This is a genomic window from Paraburkholderia sp. UCT70 (genome assembly GCF_050434085.1).
In the GTDB taxonomy this organism is placed as follows: Bacteria; Pseudomonadota; Gammaproteobacteria; order Burkholderiales; family Burkholderiaceae; genus Paraburkholderia; species Paraburkholderia tuberum.
Map to the genome: position 1 here is coordinate 470,948 of NZ_JBNPVZ010000002.1, position 12,580 is coordinate 483,527.

At 64.1% G+C, this 12,580-nt stretch carries 14 protein-coding genes and 3 pseudogenes; 9 read left to right on the forward strand and 8 right to left on the reverse strand.

From position 1 onward, the window contains the following. Positions 1–19: 19 nt before the first annotated feature. Genes OKW41_RS04420 through arsH form a run of 5 tightly spaced genes read left to right on the forward strand, consistent with a single transcriptional unit; the run spans position 20 to position 3,176 of the window. On the forward strand, positions 20–352 hold the full coding sequence (locus OKW41_RS04420; RefSeq protein ID WP_429571700.1) for an ArsR/SmtB family transcription factor: 333 nt from the start codon (positions 20–22) through the stop codon (positions 350–352). Further along, the gene (locus tag OKW41_RS04425; protein WP_429573347.1) at positions 349–816 is read left to right on the forward strand and encodes an ArsI/CadI family heavy metal resistance metalloenzyme; all 468 of its coding nucleotides are present in this window, start codon (positions 349–351) and stop codon (positions 814–816) included. Before OKW41_RS04420 ends, OKW41_RS04425 begins: the two co-directional genes overlap by 4 nt. Beyond that, positions 813–1,334 carry an arsenate reductase ArsC gene (locus OKW41_RS04430; protein ID WP_429444975.1) on the forward strand — a complete coding sequence of 174 codons (522 nt, stop codon included), beginning with the start codon at positions 813–815 and terminating at the stop codon, positions 1,332–1,334. The genes OKW41_RS04425 and OKW41_RS04430 overlap by 4 nt, the downstream gene beginning before the upstream one ends. Next, the gene (gene arsB, locus OKW41_RS04435) at positions 1,321–2,418 is read left to right on the forward strand and encodes an ACR3 family arsenite efflux transporter (protein ID WP_429571701.1); all 1,098 of its coding nucleotides are present in this window, start codon (positions 1,321–1,323) and stop codon (positions 2,416–2,418) included. Before OKW41_RS04430 ends, arsB begins: the two co-directional genes overlap by 14 nt. Beyond that, positions 2,415–3,176: an arsenical resistance protein ArsH gene (gene arsH, locus OKW41_RS04440; protein ID WP_429444977.1), complete on the forward strand. Its 762-nt coding sequence runs from the start codon at positions 2,415–2,417 to the stop codon at positions 3,174–3,176. The genes arsB and arsH overlap by 4 nt, the downstream gene beginning before the upstream one ends. Before the next feature lie 59 nt (positions 3,177–3,235). On the opposite strand, the gene OKW41_RS04445 is transcribed toward arsH, so the two are convergent. Next, positions 3,236–3,484 carry a hypothetical protein gene (locus tag OKW41_RS04445; RefSeq protein ID WP_429444979.1) on the reverse strand — a complete coding sequence of 83 codons (249 nt, stop codon included), beginning with the start codon at positions 3,482–3,484 and terminating at the stop codon, positions 3,236–3,238. A 144-nt stretch (positions 3,485–3,628) separates the two neighbouring features. Here OKW41_RS04445 and OKW41_RS04450 point away from each other — a divergent pair, with 144 nt between their 5' ends. Further along, on the forward strand, positions 3,629–4,333 hold the full coding sequence (locus tag OKW41_RS04450; protein WP_429444980.1) for an SDR family NAD(P)-dependent oxidoreductase: 705 nt from the start codon (positions 3,629–3,631) through the stop codon (positions 4,331–4,333). 85 nt (positions 4,334–4,418) lie between these two features. Continuing rightward, positions 4,419–5,265 (forward strand): annotated as a pseudogene (locus tag OKW41_RS04455) (TOBE domain-containing protein). Positions 5,266–5,302: 37 nt separating this feature from the next. Here OKW41_RS04455 and OKW41_RS04460 read toward each other — a convergent pair. The 4 genes and pseudogenes from OKW41_RS04460 to OKW41_RS04475 all read right to left on the reverse strand — a co-directional run bounded on the left by OKW41_RS04460 (position 5,303) and on the right by OKW41_RS04475 (position 8,378). Continuing rightward, complete coding sequence (locus OKW41_RS04460) at positions 5,303–6,013, reverse strand: sulfate/molybdate ABC transporter ATP-binding protein (protein WP_187612177.1); 711 nt, start codon at positions 6,011–6,013, stop codon at positions 5,303–5,305. Between the two features lies 1 nt (position 6,014). Then, positions 6,015–6,690: pseudogene (gene modB / locus OKW41_RS04465) on the reverse strand (molybdate ABC transporter permease subunit). 22 nt (positions 6,691–6,712) lie between these two features. Further along, the gene (modA, locus tag OKW41_RS04470; protein WP_429444986.1) at positions 6,713–7,486 is read right to left on the reverse strand and encodes a molybdate ABC transporter substrate-binding protein; all 774 of its coding nucleotides are present in this window, start codon (positions 7,484–7,486) and stop codon (positions 6,713–6,715) included. A gap of 190 nt (positions 7,487–7,676) precedes the next feature. Continuing rightward, positions 7,677–8,378: a phosphatase PAP2 family protein gene (locus OKW41_RS04475; RefSeq protein ID WP_429444988.1), complete on the reverse strand. Its 702-nt coding sequence runs from the start codon at positions 8,376–8,378 to the stop codon at positions 7,677–7,679. A gap of 358 nt (positions 8,379–8,736) precedes the next feature. Here OKW41_RS04475 and OKW41_RS04480 point away from each other — a divergent pair, with 358 nt between their 5' ends. Both OKW41_RS04480 and OKW41_RS04485 read left to right on the forward strand, forming a co-directional pair. Then, the gene (locus tag OKW41_RS04480) at positions 8,737–9,915 is read left to right on the forward strand and encodes an extracellular catalytic domain type 1 short-chain-length polyhydroxyalkanoate depolymerase (RefSeq protein WP_429444990.1); all 1,179 of its coding nucleotides are present in this window, start codon (positions 8,737–8,739) and stop codon (positions 9,913–9,915) included. Positions 9,916–10,024: 109 nt separating this feature from the next. Then, on the forward strand, positions 10,025–10,204 hold the full coding sequence (locus OKW41_RS04485; protein WP_090808381.1) for a DUF3563 family protein: 180 nt from the start codon (positions 10,025–10,027) through the stop codon (positions 10,202–10,204). 157 nt (positions 10,205–10,361) lie between these two features. On the opposite strand, the gene OKW41_RS04490 is transcribed toward OKW41_RS04485, so the two are convergent. From OKW41_RS04490 to OKW41_RS04500, 3 genes and pseudogenes are all read right to left on the reverse strand, one after another. Continuing rightward, a complete protein-coding gene (locus tag OKW41_RS04490) occupies positions 10,362–10,820 on the reverse strand; it encodes a TspO/MBR family protein (RefSeq protein ID WP_429571702.1) in 459 nt (152 codons plus the stop codon). A 57-nt stretch (positions 10,821–10,877) separates the two neighbouring features. Beyond that, positions 10,878–11,957: pseudogene (locus OKW41_RS04495) on the reverse strand (cryptochrome/photolyase family protein). Positions 11,958–12,143: 186 nt separating this feature from the next. Further along, complete coding sequence (locus tag OKW41_RS04500; protein WP_429573348.1) at positions 12,144–12,563, reverse strand: organic hydroperoxide resistance protein; 420 nt, start codon at positions 12,561–12,563, stop codon at positions 12,144–12,146. Between the last annotated feature and the right edge of the window lie 17 nt (positions 12,564–12,580).

Consider the following 12,580-nt stretch of genomic DNA (forward strand, 5'->3'; position numbering starts at 1 on the left):
AAGTGGATATAGTGTCTTTATGGACACGATCAATGCCGTACGCGCGCTCGGCGCGCTCGCTCACGAATCCCGTCTCGCGATCTTTCGCCAGCTCGTCGTTGCCGGCCCCGAAGGCATGGCGGCTGGCGAAATAGCGCAGCGGTTAGGCATTTCGCCTTCCGGCCTTTCATTCCACCTGAAAGACCTGACACACGCCGGACTGGTGAGTCCGCGACAGGAAGGGCGCTTCGTCATCTACACCGCAAACTTCGACGCGATGACGTCGCTGATCGGCTTCCTCACAGAGAACTGCTGCTCCGGTGCATCGTGCGCCGCGAGCGACCTTTCCAACTGCTGCCGAGACGAAACATGAAACGCATGCACATTCACGTGGCTGTGGACAATCTTGCCGACAGCATCCGCTTCTACAGCGCGATGTTTGGCAACGTCGAGCCGACAGTCATCAAGAGCGATTACTGCAAGTGGGAGTTGAGCGACCCCGTCGTGAACTTCGCGATCTCGCAACGCGGGGCGAAACCTGGCGTCGATCACATTGGCATCCAGGTCGAAACCGATGAAGAACTGGCAGAGATGAACGCGCGCTTCGCCGCCGCTGAAGGTCCCGTGCAGCACCAGAGCGGCACGACATGCTGTTACGCGAAGTCGGACAAGGCGTGGACCGTCGATCCGCAAGGCGTGGCCTGGGAAACCTTCCTGACGCTCCAATCGGCTCCCATCTATGGGCAATCTCATACTCAGGCATTGGCAGCAAACGAATCCGCAGCAGCCTGCTGCGCTCCGTCCCAGACAGGCATTTCATTTCGGAGCCGCACATGAGCGGCAAACCGTATTCGGTACTGATTCTCTGCACCGGCAACAGCGCACGCAGCATCATGGCCGAGGCGCTGTTCAACGTGCTCGGCAAAGGACAGTTTCGCGCGTACAGCGCGGGCAGCCATCCATCCGGCGCAGTCAATCCGTTCGCGATCGAGAAATGCGCGGCACTGGGCTACGACACCGCGAAGATGCGCAGTAAGAGCTGGGACGAGTTCGCAACGCCCGACGCGCCGCAGATGGACTTCGTCATTACCGTATGCGATCAGGCTGCGGGCGAGGTCTGCCCGATCTGGCCCGGCAAGCCGATCAGCGCACACTGGGGCTTTGAAGATCCCGCAGCCTGCCAGGGAACCGACGACGGGAAGCGCGAAGTTTTCGACAAGGTCTATCGACAGATCATGAATCGCGTGAGCCAGTTCGTGAACCTGCCGCTGCGCGCGCTCAACCACGACGCAATCCAGCGCGAAATGCGTGCCATTGGCGAGCGTCCGGCAGAGGAAACCAATGAGTCGCGCTGAGGCTCGTGCAGCCGCGCGCCCGGCTATCGGCTTCTTCGAGCGCTATCTGACGGTGTGGGTCGCGCTGTGCATCGTGGCAGGCGTGATACTCGGCCAGGTGTTGCCGGGCGCATTTCAGGCGCTCGGGCGCATGGAAGTCGCGCACGTCAACCTGCCCGTCGGGGTGCTGATCTGGGTGATGATCATCCCGATGCTCATCAAGATCGACTTCTCGGCGATGAAGCAGGTCGGCAGCCAATGGCGCGGCATCGGCGTGACGCTCGCGGTCAACTGGCTCGTCAAACCGTTCTCGATGGCCGTGTTGGGCTGGGTGTTCATTCGTCACGTGTTCAGGCCGTGGCTGCCCGTCGAGCAACTCGACAGCTACGTCGCAGGTCTCATCCTGCTCGCCGCCGCGCCGTGCACGGCAATGGTCTTCGTGTGGTCGCAGCTGTGCAAGGGCGACCCGTATTTCACTCTGTCGCAGGTCGCGCTGAACGACTCGATCATGGTCGTGGCGTTCGCGCCACTCGTCGCGTTGCTGCTCGGGCTGTCCGCGATCACAGTGCCTTGGGACACACTGATCGCTTCGGTTGGCCTTTACATAGTGATCCCGGTCATCCTCGCGCAACTGCTGCGCCAACGCTTTCTTCGAAAGGGCGAAGAGCATTTCCGGAGCGTCGTCGCCCGTCTCGGTCCCTGGTCCATCTGCGCCTTGCTCGCGACGCTGGTCCTGCTGTTCGCGTTTCAGGGTCAGCAGATCGTTGAGCAGCCGCTGGTGATCGCGATGCTCGCCGTGCCAATCCTCATTCAGGTGTTTCTGAACTCGGGACTGGCCTACCTGCTCAACCGCCAGTTGGGCGTCGCACATTGCGTCGCTGGCCCGTCGAGTCTGATCGGCGCAAGCAACTTCTTCGAACTCGCCGTGGCCACGGCAATCAGCCTGTTCGGCTTTCATTCGGGTGCCGCACTGGCGACGGTGGTTGGGGTTCTGATCGAGGTCCCCGTGATGCTGCTCGTCGTGGGGGTCGTGAACCGTTCGCAAGCATGGTACGAATCAGGGCAGCGCAAAGTCGCGCCCAACTTGAGGAGAAACGGATCGTGATGAGTGATCTGCCGAACGTCAGCCCTATTCACCTCGATATACCGGACGTGGACAAGCTGGCACCCGTGACGACTTCAACGCATCCGCCACGCATCCTGCTGCTTTACGGGTCGCTGCGAGCAACGTCGTATAGCCGGCTGCTGACGCTCGAAGCCGAGCGCATCCTCCGGCATTTCGGAGCGCAAACGCGGGTATTCGACCCGCACGGCCTGCCGCTCGCCGATAGCGTCCCGGCAGATCATCCGAAGGTCGTCGAACTGCGCAAGCTGTCCGAGTGGTCGGAGGGGCAGGTTTGGTGCAGCCCGGAGCGCCACGGCAATCTCACGGCCGTATTCAAGAATCAGATCGACTGGCTGCCGCTCGAAAGCGCGGGAATACGGCCGACCCAAGGGCGCACGCTGGCTGTGATGCAGGTGTGCGGAGGCTCGCAATCGTTCAATGCGGTAAACGCGCTGCGCGTGCTTGGCCGCTGGATGCGGATGGTGACCATCCCCAATCAGTCGTCGGTCGCGAAGGCATACCAGGAATTCGATTCCGATGGCCGTATGAAGCCCTCGTCCTACTATGATCGCGTGGTCGACGTGATGGAAGAGCTGTTCAAGTTCACGCTGCTCGTGCGGGACCGTTCGGACTATCTGACCGATCGATACAGCGAGCGCAAGGAGGCCGCGCCCCTGCAAGCGAGCGTACTTGCTGGCTCGGCGATGCGACACGAAATCAACTCCAATGCCGACACCGACGACAGCGAAACCGAATGAACCCGACCACCTGCATGCCCGGCTAGAGACGTGGGTGCTGGCGTGGCTGAGCGGACTTGCTAGTCCTTACCCCACCGCCAGCGCGGCGGCTCGCCCTTCAGCCAGCACACGACCACGAGGGCCACTGTTAATAGCGCGACCAGCAAGGCGAACGTGAGCGGATGACCCGCGGGTCGAAACCGGAAAACGACCACCCCGAGCAACACGAAATACGCGAGCAGCGTCACCCATCCTTGCCAGCGCACGGGAAGGCCCCAACCCCAGCCATAGCGTTTGGCTGGGAACCAGTATTCACGAGTGGGTGACATCGCGCGGTCTCCTGATTCGTGCGCTTGCTCATTGTCGACGATTCACGGTCGGTAAGTGCAAGCATTGCATCTTCCGCCCTGTATCACGCGGGACTATATTTCCTGGACCGGCTTCAACCCGAGTTCATCGACAGGAAACGCTCCATGCAACCCGCAAACCAGCAAAAAACCGCGCTTCTGATCGGCGCCTCGCGCGGCCTCGGCTTCGCGATGGTCGAGGAGTATCTGAAGCGCGGCTGGCGAGTCATCGCGACCGGCAGGCAAAATTCCACGACCAGGCTCCTTCAGCTTGCGACGGCGTCACATGACGCACTTGAAGTCGAAACGGTCGACATCACGATTCCCGAACAGGTCGCCGCGTTGCGGGGCCGCCTCGAAGGACGTCCGATCGACCTGCTGTTCGTCAACGCCGGCGTCAAGAACGACGATAGTGAAACGATCGCGGATGTATCGACCGACGAATTCGTGCGCGTGATGGTGACGAACGCGTTGAGTCCGATGCGGGTCGTCGAGGCCTTGCAGGATCTCGTTCGGCCGACTGGCACGATCGGCGTGATGTCGTCGGGGCAGGGCAGCGTCGCCAACAACGAGAACGGCAACTACGAGGTCTATCGCGGCAGCAAGGCCGCGCTCAACATGTTCATGCGCAGCTTTGCCGCACGTCATCGAAGCGATACCAGAACCCTGCTGCTGATGGCGCCCGGCTGGGTGCGAACCGACATGGGCGGGCCGGACGCGTGTCTGAGCATCGACGAAAGCATCCCGAACCTGGTCAGCACGATCGACGCATACGACGGCCGTGCCGGTTTGCATTACCTCGACTACCTCGGCAGAGTCGTGCCATGGTGAGCGGCAAGCGTAGGGGCCAGCGGCGCAAGAGCGCGTCGCTATAATGATTCGCCGCCCTACCACGTACCCTCAACCACTCTCTGCCATGACCATCGACCGCCCCGATCCTCCCCGCGATGCCCTCGAACTCGGCGGCTCCGTCTGGTTTCAGGCGGGCACGCAGACGCTCGGCGGCGCGGCCCGCATCGCGCTGCTTGCGGCGATTGGCGAGACCGGCTCGATCACGAGCGCGGCGAAGGCGGTCGGCATCAGCTACAAAGGCGCGTGGGATGCCATCGACACGATGAACAACCTCGCCGGCGAGCCGCTCGTCGTGCGTCTGACCGGCGGCAAGGGTGGCGGCGGCACGACGCTGACGCCGCGCGCGGTGAAGCTGATCGAGACGTTTCGCGCGGTCGAGCGCGAGCATCGGCGCTTTCTCGAACGCGCGGGCGCGGCGATTGGCGAGGGCTTCGCGACGGACTGGGACCTGATCGGCCGCATCGGCGTGAAGACGAGCGCGCGCAATCAGTTCTACGGCACGGTGTCGGCGATCGAGCGCGGCACCGTCAACGACGAAGTGTCGCTCGCGCTGCCCGGCGGCCACACGATCGTCGCCGTGCTCACGCACGAGAGCACCGAAGCCCTCGGGCTCGCGGTCGGCGTGGCGGCGTTTGCGCTGATCAAGGCGTCGTGGGTCGTTTTGCTCGTACCGGGTGATGGCGATCGCGATGCGCCGTTTGAACCTGTCGGCGCGCAATCAGTTGTTTGGCACCGTGCACAGCGTGAAGCGCGGCGCGGTGAACGCGGAAGTGTCGCTCGGGCTCGAAGGCGGCGCGGTGGTCACGGCGGTCGTCACCAATGGCAGCCTCGACATGCTCGGTTTGCAGGAAGGCGCGAGCGCGGTCGCGGCGTTCAAGGCGTCGAGCGTGATACTTGGCGTGAAGGATTGAGATTGCCGGGGCATAACGAAGGCGCAATGCCACCCGCTCAACGAGGCGACGCCTCGCTGCGCGCATATCCTGCGAACGGATGATCCTCGCGCACGCGGCCGTCGCTGACCTGCACGACCTGATCGCCGAATGCGGCGACGTCGTCCGGATCGTGCGTGATCAGCACCATCGGAATATCGAGCCGCGTTTGCAGGTCCGATAGCTCGCGTCGCATGCGCTGGCGCAACTCACTATCCAGTGCGGAAAACGGCTCGTCGAGCAGCAGCAGGCGCGGCTGCGAAACCAGCGCGCGCGCGAGCGCCACACGCTGCTTCTGCCCGCCGGACAGCTGCGCCGGGTGATTGCCCGCCAAGCCCCTCAATTCGAGCGCATCGAGCCAGTAATCGACCTGCGCATGCGCGCCGCGCGCACGCGGATTGAGCCAGCCCCGGTGCAGCCCGAAGCCGATGTTCTGCCGCACGTTCAGATGCGGAAACAGCGCGTAGTCCTGAAACAGATACGCGATCTTGCGCGCCTGCGGCTTCTGATCGATGCCGACCGCGCTATCGAACAAGGTGGTGCCGTGCAGCGTGATGGTCCCTTCATCGGGACGCAGCAAGCCGGCGATCGCCTGCAAGGTCAGGCTCTTGCCCGCGCCCGACGGCCCGAACAGCACGAGCCGCTGCGTGCTCGCGCTGAACGCGACGTCGAGCGTAAAGCGCCGCTCGGCGGTCTCGAAGGTCTTGCGGATGGCGACGTTGAGCGGCATGTCAGCGGGCTCTCAGAAGCGTGTGCTGCGGCACGAGACCGCCCCGCGAGCAGCAGGATCGTCACGCACGCGACCGATGTCACGAGCACGAGGAAGTTGGCGGTGCTGTCGTCGCCGGCCTGCACCGCCGAATAGACCGCGACCGACAGTGTCTGCGTGCGGCCTGGCAGATTGCCCGCGATCATCAGCGTCGCGCCGAATTCGCCGAGCGCGCGCGCGAACGCGAGCAGGCCGCCCGCGAGGATGCCGCGCGCGGCGAGCGGCAGCGTCACGCGGAAAAACACCGCGGTTTCGCTGACGCCGAGCGTGCGCGCCGCGCGCTCCAACTGCGGATCGACGCCTTCAAAGGCAGCGCGCGAGGACTTCAGCACGAGCGGAAACGCGACCACCGTCGACGCGATCACCGCGCCCTGCCACGTGAAGACGAGCTGGATGTCGAAGCGGTCGAGCCACGCGCCGATCACGCCGCGTCGGCCGAGCAGCACGAGCAGGTAATAGCCAAGCACGGTGGGCGGCAGCACGAGCGGCAGCATCAGCAGCGAATCGATCACGTCGCGCGCGCCGGAGCGCCAGCGCGACAGGCCGAGCGCGGCCGCGACGCCGAGCACGAGAGTGAGCGCGGTGGCCCAGCCTGCGACCTTCAGCGATAGCAGCAGCGGAACCCAGGCCTGTTGCATGAGCGTGTGCTCTCCCCGTGAATCAATGCGCCGGCTTGAAGCCGTACTTCGCGAGCACCGCCTGACCGGCCGGCGACAGCACGAAGTCGATGAAGGCTTGCGCGTCGGCCGCGTGATGGCTGCCTTCGACCTGCGCGATCGGATAGCTGATCGGCGTTTGCGTCGGCAGGTTCAGCGCGACCTTGACCTTGTCGGGCATGATCGCGGCATCGGTGCCGAACACGAAGCCGGCGTCGACTTCGCCGCGCGCGACGTAATCAAGGCTCTGACGCACGTTCGACGCGAGCACCGCCTTCGCGCTGACCGCGTCCCACACGCCGGCGGCCTGAAGCGCGCCTTGCGTGTAGCGGCCAACCGGCACCGAGGCCGGATCGCCGAACGCGACGCGCTTGACGTTCGCGGTCGTCAGCGCGTTGAGGTTGGCGGGCGCGAAATGACTGTCGGCTGGCACGATCAGCACCAGCGAGTTGGCGGCGAAGTCGCGCCGCGTCGACGGCACGATCACCTTTTCGGCGGCGGCCTTGTCCATTGCCTTCTGATCCGCGGACGCGAATACGTCGGCGGGCGCGCCTTTGACGATTTGTTGCATCAGCACGTCGGACGCGCCGAAGTTCAACAGGACCTTGGTGCCCGGATGCTGTTGCTCGAACGCTTTGCCGACCGCCTTGAACGCATTGGTCAGGCTGGCGGCGGCCGAGACCACCAGTTCATCGGCGTGGGCCTTGACGCTGACCACGACGGCGACGGCGGCTGCGACGCACAGCGCGTACTGCTTCAGATGGCAAGAGAGTGTCATGAAGGACCTGGAGTCTGACGTGAACGGGAAGCAGTGTCCTAAAAACGCTATCGTAATATATGCGCGGTTATAGCGGTGCGCGAAACGGTCGATTCGGCGCAGCGCTTCACGTATGGCGTGAAGCGAGGGAAGTGCTACAAAACTGTAAAGGGAAGCTTGAAAACGCGGCGGAAGGGCCGGCGCAGCGTGCTCAGATGTCCGACGCGCGCATCAGCTCAAGCGTATTGCGCGTTTGCGACAGCGGCGCGGCCGACGGTCGAATGTCGCGGGGGGACCGCCATTTCGCGCGAATGAACGGCCGGTCGTGGCCGGACACCTTCAATGCGATATGCGTGACCCAGCGCTGCGTGGGCACGTGCACGCCGTGCATCAGGATTGCCAGCACCATCAGGCTGACGGTGACCGGGAGCGCCGACAGCCGGCCCGGCTCCGCATTCCACGCGATGCGCACGAACACGAGCGCGGTGAGCGCGCCGACGAGGCAGCCAGTCACGGCTTCGGACGGCGAATGCGCGCTCAGCACGACGCGCGACAAGCCCACCGCCAGGCCGGCGGCAAGCCCCCCGAGCACGCCGAGCAGCCGGACGGCGCGGCGCGCGGGCAATAGCATCAAAAACAGCGCGACCGGATAGACGGCCGTGGACAGCATGGAGTGACCGCTGACGCCGGTGAAATCGAGCTCGCGCACACCGACGCCCCAGCCGAGGAAGGCGAGCTTGGTCACGGTCACGACGCCGATCGCCGTACCGAGCAGCGCGAGCCAGCAGGCCGCGAGCCGCCACGAGTAGCCGACCGCCAACCACAGCGCGATGGCGAGCGCGAGCGGTAGCGTCAAGCCGGCGCCGCCGAGACTGGTGATCGAATACCACAGGTGGATCGGAAAATCGGGCATGGCGGGAGCGCGACGCGGGTCGCGTGAAATCGGGTTGGTGGAAATCGGCGCGCGGCCGGCACGAAACGCCGATGCGGCCCGGATCGACACGTCGGGAAATCAACCGCCAGTATAGTCGGGTGTTGCGCGACGGTCTTGCGGCGCACAGCGCTTTTGCACGCCGAATGTGAGCTGCCGAACGGCTATCGACGTGGTTTGACGACAGGGCCCCGGCAAGGTTCGCGACGATCGAAATGGCCACGAAGAGCGGCGCTGGTGTTCAGCACCGCAAGAAAAATGATGTTATTGTGCATTGCACAACTTCATCTGATCCACAGTTTTGGGGTCCACATTTGTCCCTTTTGCGAGGTTATCGCCGATGGCAAAAAGCCTGTCGAAAATCTGGCTGCGTGGTTTCAAGCGCCTGCTTGCGATCCAAACCGAACACGCGCAAAAAACCGCCAAGCGAGCGCAGGCGCGACCGGTTCGCGCCGCCACCACCAAACCGTCGAGCAAGGCTCATCCACTGAAGCCGGCTGCCGCGCTACGCACGCCGATGAAACGCGAAGCGCCGCGCGAGTCGCGCGTGCGTCCACGCGCGGCCGCGTGGGCGAGCGGCGCGTGGACGCGCTCGTTCCATTCCGCGCCGGCCGCGCCGGGCCGGCTGGTCAATCACCTGCAGTACGGGCTCTATATCCCTTCCGGGCACGCGCATGAGGCGATGCCGCTGGTCGTGATGCTGCATGGCTGCACGCAGTCGATCGACCAATTCGCCGAGGGTACGCGCATGAACCTGCTCGCCGACCGCTACGGCTTCGCGGTCGTGTATCCGGAGCAATCGAAGCACGCGCACTCGCACCGCTGCTGGCATTGGTACGATGCCGGCGATAACGCGGGCGGCGCGGAAGCGCGTGCGGTCGTGTCGCTGGTGGATTCGCTGGTCGAGCAACACGGCTTTGACCGCGCGCGTGTCTACGTGGCGGGGATTTCGGCGGGCGCGGGGCTGACCGCGCTATTGGCCGTCAAGTACCCCGGGCATTTCGCTGCGGTCGCGCTGCATTCCGGCCCCGCTTTCGGCGAGGCGCGCTCCGGCATTACCGCGATGGACGTGATGCGGCGCGGCGCGCGTCGCGAGCCGGCGGAACTCGTCGACGAAACCACGAACGTCGCGCAATACCCAGGCATGCCGGCATTGATCGTCCACGGCGATGCCGACCATGTGGTGGCGCCGGTCAACGCGGACCAGTTGGCGACACAGTTCCTGCGTCTGAACCGCCTCATTGACGCAAACGGCGCGCGCAAAGGCGGCGAGACGCGCGAGGACCGCAAAAATGGCGTCGTGATGCGCGATTATCTGCGCGGTGGCCGGCGCGTGGTACGGGTTTGTCGTGTGCAGGGGCTGGGTCACGCATGGGCCGGCGGCGACGATGCGCTGCCCTTCCACTCGTCCAAGGGCCCGGACGCGAGCGCCATGCTGTGGGAGTTTTTCCGGCATCAGCGTCGTACGGACGCGGGCCGCATCGCGGAAGGATTGGCGGCATCGTCGGTCGGGCGGTGACGTCCGAGCAACACCTCGAAAATGAGTAGTGGCATGAAATCAGGGTTTTCCCTATAATACGGGTTATCCCTTAGGCGTAAACGCCTAGCTATCATTGCCGAGGTGAACCATGTATCTGATCAGCCGCCTGTTCCTGTTTCTGACCAAGTCGCCGGACCAGCTCGCGAAGGAGCGCGCTGACGCCTATCTCGCTGAAGCGACCGATCTCTACGATCTCGAATTCCGCATGCGCAAGCTCGATCAAGAGACGAACGCGCGTCCGTCGTGGATGAGCCAGCACTACGGCTAAGCCGACTGCCTGTAAAATCGGCATCAGGCAGTCAGCAATCGGAACATCGGCGCGTGGTGAGGCGCTGGTGTTTGGGGTTGGTCATCAAGGCTAGTGCCCTGTCGCGCACTCCCCTTTTCTCATCGCGCGGCCTTCGCGCCCGCTTGGCAGACTCCACTCAAGCAGCCGGATTCAGCTGCCACAACGCGTAGTTCAAAAGCGCGGCGTACGCGACCCACACGACATACGGCACGAGCAGAATGCCCGCGAGGCGATCGCGCCGCCAGAACACATACGTCAGCATCACAATCAGTAGCAGCAGAATCAGGATGTCGATCAGCGCCGTCTCCGGCCGATGCAGGCCGAAAAACAGCCACATCCACGCGGCGTTGAACACCAGCTGCACGACCCACAGTACGATCGCCGCGGTCAGGCCGTCGCGCTTCCACACGCGCCACGCGGAAAACGCCATCAGCACGTAAAGTACGGTCCAGACCGGTGGGAAAACCCAGTTCGGCGGATTGAACACAGGCTTTTGCAGGCCCGTGTACCACACGTCGGGCAGAGACAGACTCGCGGCCCAGCCGGCCGCCAGCGTCAGGATCAAAAACACGAGCAGCGACGGCAGACGGCGCATCTTCGCCCCCTTCAGACCTTCTTATTCAATAATGTGAGCAGGCACTCACTTTCCGTATCAGGCCAGTGTGCGCTCGCGGGCCTGTGCCTGGTCGACGATCCGTTCGGGATAATTTCCGCCCAGTACCATGCACCGAATTCCGCGAGCCGCTCCGCGCCGGCCAGCCACCGCGCGTGAATCCATTTTGCCGGCAAGTTCGCGAGCTGCGGTAGATATCGTTTGATAAAGCGCCCGTCGGGGTCGAATTTTTCGGATCGAATAACCGGATTGAACATACGGGAGTAAGGTTGCGCGCCGTAGCCGGTCGAGGCGGCCCACTGCCAGCCGTCGTCGCCGTTGTTCGCCGAGAAATCGAAGTCGTTCAGCAAATCGGCGAAGTATCGCGCGCCGAGCCGCCAGTCGATGCCGAGATCCTTCGCGAGGAAGCTTGCCGTGACCATCCGCAGACGGTTGTGCATATAGCCGGTCTGGTTCAACTGCAGCATCGCGGCATCGACGAGCGGATAGCCGGTGCGGCCGTCACACCAGGCGGCGAACGCTGCGTCGGCCGAGCGGCCTTTTTCCCAGTGCAACTGCTCGTATTCCGGCTTGAACGGCGCGCTTTTCGCGAGGCGCGCGTGGTGCGCGAGGACCATGAAGTAAAAATCCCACCAGATCGGTCCCGACAGCCACGTCGCGGCGCCTTTGCCGTCGGGTTGCAGCGACATCTCGTACGCGAGCCGCGCCAATGTGCGGATCGACACCGTGCCGAAGCGCAGATGCACCGACAGATAGCTCGGCTTTTCGCAGCGGGGAAATCGCGCCGTTCCACGTAGCTGTCGATGCGCGTGAGGAAATCGTCGAGCAGCTGTTGGGCGCCGCACATGCCGGCGGGCAGTTGCAAGTCCGTCAGGTTGCCAGGCGCGAAGCCGAGCTGGTCGAGTGTGGCGATCCTGCACCGGCTCGCGTGGGTGGCGCGTCTGCCAGGCATCGACAATCGGCTGCAGGATCGTCGTGTCGAACACGAACACGCACCAGACACGCTCGCAATGCTTTTGCGCGTAAGTACAGCGCGGCATGATCGGTGCTGCGCAGATCGCGGCGGAACCAGACGAGGCCGGAGTCGAAGCTGTCGTGCAGGCGGCGGGCGCGTGTCATCGGGAGAGGCAGTCGGGCTGAAGGTGGTCGAGAACCGGCTAAGCAGGATGCGTGCCGTGCGCGCGAAAACAATCAACGCCCGGCCCTATTGCGCAGGGTGCGGGCGCTGCTCGCGACGGCGCAGGGTGATGCGCCGTGAGCGGTTCTTCTTGAGCATTGCTGATCGGCGCAACGGCCGACCTGACCTCAAGCGACGTGCAGACGAACCGCGACGTTGTTACGCGTAGCGTTCGAGTACGGGCAGACCTGGTGCGCTGCATCCACCAATTCCCTGGCAGCGTCCGCAGCCAGACCCGGCAGAGTGATACGCAGATCGATGTCGAGCGCGAAGCCGCCCTTGTCGTTCGGACCGATGCCGACGTCGGCGGAAGCCTGCGTGTCGGCCGGCAGGGCCTGTTTGCGCTGGCCGGCGACAAACTTCATGGCGCTCAGGAAACAGGCCGAGTAGCCGGCTGCAAACAGCTGTTCGGGATTCGTGCCTGCTGCGCCATTTCCGCCGAGTTCTCGCGGTGCCGCCAGTTTCACGTCCAAGGCATTGTCCGACGATACGGCGCGGCCGTCGCGGCCGCCGGTGCTCGTTGCGCTTGCCTTGTAGAGGATGTTCATGGTGCAGCTCCTAGTCT

What these genes read in the sequence shown, in the direction of transcription:
- OKW41_RS04430 (WP_429444975.1), top strand. Translation starts at nt 813, where the DNA reads ATGAGCGGCAAACCGTATTCGGTACTGATTCTCTGCACCGGCAACAGC.
- modA (WP_429444986.1), bottom strand. Translation starts at nt 7,486, where the DNA reads ATGACACTCTCTTGCCATCTGAAGCAGTACGCGCTGTGCGTCGCAGCC.
- arsB (WP_429571701.1), top strand. Translation starts at nt 1,321, where the DNA reads ATGAGTCGCGCTGAGGCTCGTGCAGCCGCGCGCCCGGCTATCGGCTTC.
- OKW41_RS04450 (WP_429444980.1), top strand. Translation starts at nt 3,629, where the DNA reads ATGCAACCCGCAAACCAGCAAAAAACCGCGCTTCTGATCGGCGCCTCG.
- OKW41_RS04460 (WP_187612177.1), bottom strand. Translation starts at nt 6,013, where the DNA reads ATGCCGCTCAACGTCGCCATCCGCAAGACCTTCGAGACCGCCGAGCGG.
- OKW41_RS04485 (WP_090808381.1), top strand. Translation starts at nt 10,025, where the DNA reads ATGTATCTGATCAGCCGCCTGTTCCTGTTTCTGACCAAGTCGCCGGAC.
- OKW41_RS04480 (WP_429444990.1), top strand. Translation starts at nt 8,737, where the DNA reads ATGGCAAAAAGCCTGTCGAAAATCTGGCTGCGTGGTTTCAAGCGCCTG.
- OKW41_RS04445 (WP_429444979.1), bottom strand. Translation starts at nt 3,484, where the DNA reads ATGTCACCCACTCGTGAATACTGGTTCCCAGCCAAACGCTATGGCTGG.
- OKW41_RS04490 (WP_429571702.1), bottom strand. Translation starts at nt 10,820, where the DNA reads ATGCGCCGTCTGCCGTCGCTGCTCGTGTTTTTGATCCTGACGCTGGCG.
- OKW41_RS04475 (WP_429444988.1), bottom strand. Translation starts at nt 8,378, where the DNA reads ATGCCCGATTTTCCGATCCACCTGTGGTATTCGATCACCAGTCTCGGC.
- OKW41_RS04500 (WP_429573348.1), bottom strand. Translation starts at nt 12,563, where the DNA reads ATGAACATCCTCTACAAGGCAAGCGCAACGAGCACCGGCGGCCGCGAC.
- OKW41_RS04420 (WP_429571700.1), top strand. Translation starts at nt 20, where the DNA reads ATGGACACGATCAATGCCGTACGCGCGCTCGGCGCGCTCGCTCACGAA.
- OKW41_RS04425 (WP_429573347.1), top strand. Translation starts at nt 349, where the DNA reads ATGAAACGCATGCACATTCACGTGGCTGTGGACAATCTTGCCGACAGC.